The organism is Vibrio genomosp. F10 str. 9ZD137 (assembly GCF_049974785.1).
GTDB lineage: Bacteria > Pseudomonadota > Gammaproteobacteria > Enterobacterales > Vibrionaceae > Vibrio.
In genome coordinates this window covers 1-6,764 of the sequence record NZ_JBNGCJ010000548.1, presented here as the reverse complement: position 1 = coordinate 6,764, position 6,764 = coordinate 1, and the positions used below count along the sequence as shown (strand labels likewise).

Here is a 6,764-nt window from a genome sequence, read left to right as displayed (position 1 = left end):
AATTCGCGTAACGATATCCACATACGAACCGGTATAAACAACGGAGTTGGAAGCCGGAGAAAGGATGTCTAGAGAGAAATCAGGGGAAGGAGTAACTTCACCACTACCACCATCACCCGTGCCATGGGTTTTCACCACAACAGAATCTTCGAACGCGTTCAAGTCTGTCAATGACCCGCCAAAGGCGATAGTCAATTGTGCCGATTCACCTGATGCTAACGCATTGTCTACCCAAGAACCTTCTGAAAAATTAAGTTTAACTGAGTTAAGAACGCCGTTTGATTGTGGCGTGTGCGATATTTCCCAAGACGGATAAGACAAATCAGATGATGACCACCCTATGTCGTTAATCGCAACCGGTAATACAAATTCAATCACGGCTTCATGCATATTCGCCGTCTCAGAACCGGTGTTTTTCACCTCGAGTTTATAGCTACTCCACCACTCACTCTCAGACTGGGAATCCACTCCAGTACTAAATTCGGACGCCATCGCTTGAGAAATTGGGCTTAACAAAAATCCTGAAAAAAGTACCGCTAGCCCGACAGCTCGAAAGGCGTGGGTACTTTTTTCTGAAACACTTTTCTTATTTTGGTTCATCATGGTTGTACATACTCATGTCTAATTTAAATATTTATTATTTATAATCAATTGGTTGTGAGAATGTAGACATGAAGAAAAACTAGACTCCTTACTAGAGGAAAGCCGTATCACTTTCGGTCATCAAGTTAAGCTCAACACTCAGCAATCTCACGTCCGCTGCAGAACTCAAGTGAATGGCTCTACGTATAGCGGATGAGCATTTAGCCTTATTGAACAAATGAATAAAACGGAACAATATGTTCCGTTGCCTTTGCTCTAAAGATCAGCAGTCACTTTTTTATGAAGGAGGGTAAATAGAATGAAAAATAGTGGGAATAGAGTCAGCGCTATTGCGACCATCATTTAAAGAAGAAAAACAATGTCAATTGCTGGCTCCACGCCTTTGGTGTACTAGATAGCTTAATACTTTTAGATTCAACCAATTCAGCTTGAAGTGAGTGTTTTGCGCTTTAAAAACACGAGCCAACCCATTACACTCATCACTTACAATCAACACCAAGAAAAGGTGAGTAAACCCAATTCATTAAGGGAGAGTAAGATGGAACTGTTTGGATTTGTCGGTATTCTGGTACTGTACATTTTGTATAAAATGCAACAAAAGAAGTTTCGAGAACGGCTTGTTGAGCCTAAATATTGGCAAGAACTCGTCCGAGAAGGGAATTTGTCTGAAGAGAAACAAAGAGCCCTTTGTAAACGTTACAAACTTCCCCACTTTGACCAGGATCCAAGCAAGACCGAACCTGTCGATGATTAAGTAGGAAGCCTCGATTCACCTAGTTTCTACTGGGGTGATTTAAAATGTGATCTTCCCAGTCTATGACATCAATCTCATACACGACTTTATTGCGGACGCTTTCACCTTCGGCGTGCATTTCGGCTTTCGATCCCGTGATTAACGGGTGCCAAGCAGGGAGCGGTTTATCTTCCGCTAATAAGCGATACGCACAAGTATCTGGTAACCAGTGAAACTCATCGATTTTGTCTCGTGTCAGCTTTAGACATTCTTCACCGGAATCAAAGCGATTAGGGTAATCTTTGCACGAACACGTTTTATCATTAAGCCAACTACAGGCAACGTTGGTGTAATACACTTCGTCACTGTCTTCATCCATTAGCTTATGTAGGCAACATTTACCACAACCATCACAGAGAGATTCCCACTCTTGCTCGGTCATTTCGGTGAGAGATTTTGATTGCCAAAAAGGAGAATTCATAGCGCATTATCATCGATTATCATTGGAGGCGTTTTATACCGCTGCTCACCTAAAACTTCAAGCTTATTCTTTTTCAGGGAGCCGTTTCGTTGAAGTAATGGATGCTCGTAGAATAATTATTTGCTATCATCCGCTCCCTTTTTCATTGGGTGTTTTTACTATGGATTGTCGTCTTGGTTGTGGTGCTTGCTGTATAGCACCGAGTATATCGTCTGCTATTCCTGGTATGCCAAAGGGGAAGCCAGCGGGAGAACGCTGCGTTCAGCTCAATGAAGACAACCTCTGTAAATTATTTGGTAAGCCGGAACGTCCAAAGGTGTGTCATTTGTTTAAGCCTTGCCCGGACATTTGTGGCACGACAAACCATCATGCCATCACATTACTGAACGAGCTTGAACGACTCACTTAAACTTTTTTCTGTTTTGCTTCAAAAGCAGCCAACTGCTCTGGGGTGGCTTTCGGCTGATGGTTTTGTTTCCACTCATCATAAGTCATGCCGTAGACACGCTCGCGAGCATCATCGATATCGAGATCCAAGCCGCTTTGCTCCGCTTCTGCTTTATACCATTTACTAAAACAGTTGCGGCAAAAGCCTGCCAAAACCATAAGGTCGATGTTTTGAACGTCTTTATTGTCATCTAGATGAGAAAGCAAACGACGAAATACCGCCGCATCCAATTTGTCTTGATCTTGTTGAGATAGATTTTTGTATTTAAATTCAGCCACTTTTGATTCCTTCTTATTATGTGCTTTCTGATTATGATCTTTTGAATTAGAAACTCAAATAAAAAAGCGCTCAGACTTGAGATCTGAGCGCTTTGACATGACTAAATTGAGTAACCATCTTTAAGGTGAGTATTAACCTTGAATACCGACGATCAACCAAGGCGAATTCGGTTGCGTCAAATCACGCTCTAAATGCCAAATATCTTCGATGTCTTCTTCAACGCCTTCTACTGTGTCACGGTATCGGCCGCTAAACTGCAGGCTCAACTGTGCTTTTGTTGCGTCACAGTCGGCGCGAACGATTTCAGCATCAACGTACATAACATCGGTATGTTGATCACCTTCTGCTTTAGCACGCTCTGCTTTGAGATCTTCAAACAAACTTGGAGAAACATATTCTTCAATGGTGTCGAGTTGGTTGTGGTTCCAAGCGCCTTGCAAAATGCGGTAGTGTTCACGAGAACCGTTGACAAACCCCGCTTGGTCAAAAGACGGCGGAAAGTTAAATGGAACATCATTTTGCGCGCCAAAACCAAAGCCACCTGTTGAGCTATTCGTTGCGGTATGCGATGCAGTTGTGTTTGGCTGTTGTTCAAAATTATGAACATTTGGCTGTTCAAACTTTTGGCCTGCTCCACCGTACGCCGGCTGTTGACGAGCCTGATTCATACTGCCTTGTTTGGCTCCAAGCATGCCGCGTAGAAAACGAAAAGCGAGAAATGCGATAAGCCCCATAATGAGGATGTCCATGAACTGGATACCTTCAAAAGCACCACCAAAGAATGCTGCAAGTAGACCGCCCGCTAAAAGACCACCCATTAGGCCGCCCATCAAACCACTTTTACGGCTGTTTTTTTGAGCTGCGCCCTGATCTCGGCTAACGTTACTGGTATTCGTTGTCTGCTGTTTTGGAGCCGGTGCGGTTTTAAAGCTCTTTCCGAAAGATTTACCACCACCAAATCTTTTCGCCTCTGCAAGCGGAGCTACAGCAACTGACACCATGATGAGTGCTATCAGTGAAAAAATCTTTTTCATGCTTTTCCTTAATGTAATAATTATAGAAGCACGTTAATCATAACCATTTAGTGAATTTATTAAAACAATCAACTCAATTTGTATGTATCAGAATATTGCAAAAACACACAGACTTAGTTGACGCTGTCCTATTGCTTCCCTAAAATATTGAACGTTGTTCATAATTGTAAATGTATCATGGCCCGTAGAAACGATCATACCCGCGAAGAGCTTATCACCCTGACTCTTGAAACTGTTAAAGACTTTTTAACGGACAAGCCCCATCACGATCTCAGCTTACGTAAGATAGCGAATTTGATTGGCTATGTTCCTAGTACCTTGGTTAATGTCTTTGGTAATTATAATTTACTATTGCTTCATGTCGTGGCGCAAACTTTAGACGAATTAAGCTCTGAAGCACGAACAGTGGTGGAAAAAAGCCGCGATACGCAAACTGCTCTTTATGAATTGGCTTATTGTTATCATGATTTTGCCCAACAGAATCCCTATCGCTGGCAACTCATTTTTGCTCATAACATGAATGGTGAAGCATTGCCTCAATGGCAATCGGAACGTATCAATAATATGACTGGTATGCTTGAAAGCTTGCTGGGTATTATGGCGCCTCAAAGAACTGAGAACGAGATCCTGCAAGCGAGCCGAGTATTGTGGTCTGGGGTACATGGTATTACACTTTTAAGTGTTGATGATAAGTTCTTTGCTTCCGCTCCTATAGACGGCAAAGAGCTGATTGAAAATTTACTGTCTAACTACCTATCTAATTGGTAACAATAAGGACCTGCAATGCCAGAGCATCCTCAATCTTCGTTACTAACTAAAAAGCGATTTTTACCTTATTTTGTCACTCAATTTTTTGGCGCTTTTAACGACAATGTATTCAAAAACACGCTATTACTGCTTGTTGCTTTTGCAGCAGTAGGCAGCCTACCGTTTTCAAGTAACTTATTTATTAACTTAGCTGCTGGGCTATTTATTCTTCCCTTTTTTCTTTTTTCCTCGACGGCGGGTGTATTAGCGGATAAGTACGAGAAATCACAACTCATTCGCATTACAAAGCTATTTGAAATTGGAATCATGTGTTTAGGTGCGGTTGGATTTATCACCGAGAGTTACTTTATTCTATTGGTTCTCTTGTTCTTGATGGGGACGCAATCGGCATTTTTTGGCCCGGTAAAATATGCATTGCTACCACAGCATTTAAAATCTGATGAGCTTGTGTCTGGTAACGCTTTAGTTGAAACAGGAACGTTTCTCGCTATTTTATTGGGCACACTCGCCGCTGGTGTAATTGCATCGACAGACCATGCGAAATACATTGCTGCATTGTGTGTCATTGCCTCAGCGATCATAGGCTACCTCTCAAGCCGAAAAATTCCAGAAGCACCGGCTAGCGCACCTGAGTTGGAATTTAAATGGCAGCCCATCAAACAAACAAGAACAACATTAGCCATTGCCAAATCTGATCGCGTCATTTTCCAATCCATCATGGCGATCAGTTGGTTCTGGTTTTTGGGTGCCACCTACCTCACTCAATTTCCTAATTTCACTAAGCTGCACCTCAATGGTCAAGAAAGTGCGGTCTCCTTACTTTTGGCGCTTTTTTCAGTTGGCATCGCCTTAGGGTCGTTAGCTTGTGACAAGCTGTCCAATCATCGAATTGAAGTTGGTATTGTTCCGCTGGGCAGCCTAGGTATTAGCCTGTTTGGTTATTTAATGGTAGCGGCTATTCCTGAAGTATTACCTGAATTTACGAGTTTTATTGATTTCATAGGCTACAAGCCACTATGGCCGGTGTTTACTTACCTGCTTCTACTCGGAGCATCGGGGGGAGTGTTTATTGTCCCTTTGTACGCTTTATTGCAATTACGAGCCCAGCCTAAGCAAAGAGCACAAGTCATCGCCGCTCTGAATATTTACAATTCCCTATTAATGGTTGGCAGTGCGATATTGGGCATCGTATTCCTGAGTGTTCTTGAATTTAGCATACCTCAGCTATTTGGCTTACTCGCGGTGTTAAACCTGTTAGTTGCGGTTTACCTGTGTATTCAAGTCCCCGTTTTTGTCGTGAGATTTTTGGTTTGGATCTTAACGCACACCATGTATCGTGTTAAACACACCAATGTTCAGCATCTTCCCAAGCAAGGCGGCGCACTCATCGTGTGTAACCATGTCAGCTATATGGATGCCCTTCTTTTGAGTGCGGTATGCCCTCGCCTTATTCATTTTGTTATGGAAGAGGACTATGCAAATTTTCGTCCCATTAAAGGTTTTTTAAAACGAGCCGGTGTTATTCCAATTTCAGCCAACCGTAAAAGTTCTCTTAGACAAGCGTTTCAAGAAGTCGAAAAATCATTAAGTGAAGGTCATATCGTGTGTATATTTCCTGAAGGTCGCTTAACATCAGACGGCGAAGTAGGAGAGTTTATGCGTGGCATGGACATCATATTGAAGCGAAGCCCAGTTCCGGTTATTCCAGTGGCACTTAAAGGCCTATGGGGCAGCTACTTTAGCCGATTTAAAGGGCGCGCTTGCAAAGGGTTGCCTCGCCGATGTTGGTCTAAAATAGAAATTGAAATCGGGGAGCCTGTTGCATCGAGTTCCGCGACAACCCAACTTATGCGAGAAAAGGTGTCGCAACTTCGTGGTGAGTTTAAGTAATCATCAAACCAAAACGCTGGTAGAACTGCAGCCCGCCTTTTTGCCAGCTTTTATACCGGCGTTCAATTTATCTTAACGTTTGTTCAAATCATTAAGACTCGTTGATCCTATTTTTCTTATACACTACACACTCTGTTTTCAAATGACCGATTAATATGAATCAAATAAAACACCAAGTCCCATTTTGGCTAGCAGGCGCCTTTTGTTTAACGCCTTATGTTTCTTCTCCGACTGCTTTGATTATCGGTTTTTTCCTCGCCAGCTTTGGGCTTATTCCTAGCCATTTATCGATAGGGAAATTGACCAAAAAACTATTGGCCATTTCAATTGTAGGCTTAGGATTCGGTATCCAATTTGAAGAAGCGCTAGCAGTCACTAGTCATGGTATTGGTATTATCATGACGACCATCATAGGGACGCTTGTCATTGGGTGGTTTATCGCGAAAATGATCAGATTAGATAAAGTCACAGGGTACTTGATTGCGGCTGGAACCGCTATTTGTGGCGGAAGTGCCATAGCTGCGGTTT

8 protein-coding genes and 1 pseudogene are annotated in these 6,764 nt (G+C 42.6%); 5 read left to right on the top strand and 4 right to left on the bottom strand.

Features of this window, described 5'->3' with window-relative positions:
- A pseudogene (locus ACP45E_RS13360) lies at positions 1 to 603 on the bottom strand (Ig-like domain-containing protein); the annotation flags it as partial.
- Between the two features lie 538 nt (positions 604 to 1,141).
- On the opposite strand from ACP45E_RS13360, the gene ACP45E_RS13355 reads away from it, so the two are divergent.
- Positions 1,142 to 1,357 (top strand): hypothetical protein, encoded by a 216-nt coding sequence (locus ACP45E_RS13355; protein WP_017036938.1) that lies wholly within the window; start codon positions 1,142 to 1,144, stop codon positions 1,355 to 1,357.
- A gap of 19 nt (positions 1,358 to 1,376) precedes the next feature.
- Here ACP45E_RS13355 and ACP45E_RS13350 read toward each other — a convergent pair whose 3' ends face one another.
- Positions 1,377 to 1,817, bottom strand: coding sequence for a YcgN family cysteine cluster protein (locus ACP45E_RS13350; protein WP_017034012.1), 441 nt, complete (start codon positions 1,815 to 1,817; stop codon positions 1,377 to 1,379).
- A gap of 160 nt (positions 1,818 to 1,977) precedes the next feature.
- Here ACP45E_RS13350 and ACP45E_RS13345 point away from each other — a divergent pair, with 160 nt between their 5' ends.
- On the top strand, positions 1,978 to 2,226 hold the full coding sequence (locus tag ACP45E_RS13345) for a YkgJ family cysteine cluster protein (protein ID WP_026026462.1): 249 nt from the start codon (positions 1,978 to 1,980) through the stop codon (positions 2,224 to 2,226).
- Here the strand turns inward: ACP45E_RS13345 and ACP45E_RS13340 are convergent.
- A complete protein-coding gene (locus ACP45E_RS13340) occupies positions 2,223 to 2,543 on the bottom strand; it encodes a DUF1244 domain-containing protein (protein ID WP_017036940.1) in 321 nt (106 codons plus the stop codon). The genes ACP45E_RS13345 and ACP45E_RS13340 overlap by 4 nt on opposite strands.
- Before the next feature lie 132 nt (positions 2,544 to 2,675).
- Complete coding sequence (locus ACP45E_RS13335) at positions 2,676 to 3,578, bottom strand: Tim44 domain-containing protein (protein WP_017036941.1); 903 nt, start codon at positions 3,576 to 3,578, stop codon at positions 2,676 to 2,678.
- A 177-nt stretch (positions 3,579 to 3,755) separates the two neighbouring features.
- On the opposite strand from ACP45E_RS13335, the gene ACP45E_RS13330 reads away from it, so the two are divergent.
- From ACP45E_RS13330 to ACP45E_RS13320, 3 genes are all read left to right on the top strand, one after another.
- Positions 3,756 to 4,346 (top strand): TetR/AcrR family transcriptional regulator, encoded by a 591-nt coding sequence (locus ACP45E_RS13330; RefSeq protein WP_017036942.1) that lies wholly within the window; start codon positions 3,756 to 3,758, stop codon positions 4,344 to 4,346.
- Positions 4,347 to 4,361: 15 nt separating this feature from the next.
- The gene (locus ACP45E_RS13325) at positions 4,362 to 6,236 is read left to right on the top strand and encodes an MFS transporter (RefSeq protein WP_017036943.1); all 1,875 of its coding nucleotides are present in this window, start codon (positions 4,362 to 4,364) and stop codon (positions 6,234 to 6,236) included.
- A gap of 155 nt (positions 6,237 to 6,391) precedes the next feature.
- On the top strand, positions 6,392 to 6,764 hold a 373-nt coding region (locus tag ACP45E_RS13320), incomplete at its 3' end, for a putative sulfate exporter family transporter (RefSeq protein WP_141707335.1).